1 protein-coding gene is annotated in these 1317 nt (G+C 71.0%); it reads left to right on the top strand.

The window, feature by feature from the left end; all coding sequences use genetic code 11:
- Positions 1-1317, top strand: a 1317-nt coding sequence (locus ACWEBX_RS40895; protein WP_451889747.1) for a hypothetical protein, incomplete at both ends; no start/stop codon positions are given.

The raw sequence follows: 1317 nt of genomic DNA, 5'->3' as shown, positions 1-1317 counted from the left end.
GCTCAGCGTCTACGCCGACCTGGCGCAGCGCGCCGATCTGTCCGCGACGGACCGCGCCGTCACGGCCTCGCGTCTAATCGCGGCCGTGGAAGCCGTCACCCCGCACGTCACCGACGCCAGTGTCATCCCCTACGAGGAGGTGCTGAAGGCCACGGCCAGCCTCGACTGCGGCCTCGGTCTGGCCACGGCGAGCCGCTGGGACGACGAGGACCGGATCGCACTCGCGCAAGCTTTGCCAGCCGCACTCGAAGGAGCCGTCACCACCGGAGCGCTGCCTGGCGGGCAAGCACTCGCCCTCGACCACCTGATCGACAACAACGCGCGGCGCCTCGCCTTCCAGATCACCGTGACGCGGCACCTCGCCTCCGCAGGGCCAGCCAGCAGCCGGGCGGACACTCGGACAGCTCTGGTCCGCGCCGCCACGTGGCTGCGGCTCCGAGTCCCCGTTCGATCGCAACCCCGGCTCGCTTCGCGGCTCGTCGACGCGGCACGCTCCCTCGACCAGGCGGCAGCCGTTCAGCCGATGCTCGAACCGGTCATCGCTCTGACTCCGCCGGGCCGAGCTGATGAATCACAGGGGGGCTCGGCCACCTGGATCGGGGACACCGAGGACTCCCCGGGCACGGGGGCGCCTGCGGCGTCGGTGTCCGCGGCCAGTTGGCGCACGCTCGCCTCGGACGTCGAAGCTACGGGAACAGCTGCGCTGTACAGTCGCTCGCTGGTGCAGCACCTCACCAGGGTCATCGAAGCCGCACCGATGACCGAGCGGCTGTCTGCCCTCGACGCAGCCGCTTCACTGGCCTCCACCAACGCGCCAGCCGTGATCGAGGCCCTGGCCGGCCTCGTCGAGCAGTGGCGTCATTGGCCAGGCGTCGAAACGTGGGCCAAGACCACTGCGACCGCCCTCCTCGCAGAGCATCTGCCTGACCTGGTTAGGACGTACGATCCCCCACGCCTGGCACGGCAGTTGCTCAGCCTCGGCGACGACGCCACGATCCGCAGCGCGATCCTGCGAGCACTGCCGAGTGCGCAAACACGGCTGACCGCCTTCGGCTGGCAGACCGTCGCCGTTGTGCTCGGTCGCCTGTGCGAACCCGCTGCCGCAGCCGACGCCCTCACCGGCCTTCTCGCCCCCTACCCTGCCACCACCCCGACACATCCCGAGCCGGACGAGAGTCCGCTGCCCGTGCTGCTGTGGAGCGCCTTCGGCCACCCCCGGCGTGAGATCCGGTGGCGTGCCGCGCACGCGGCACGGGAACTGCTCATCCACCAAGACCACGCCACGGTACGGCCGCTGGCCGCGGCACTGGTCGCCTG

It is taken from the genome of Streptomyces sp. NPDC005070 (assembly GCF_053600395.1).
Note: the sequence above shows the minus strand (reverse complement) of the source record. Positions and strands in the feature narration are given on the sequence as shown.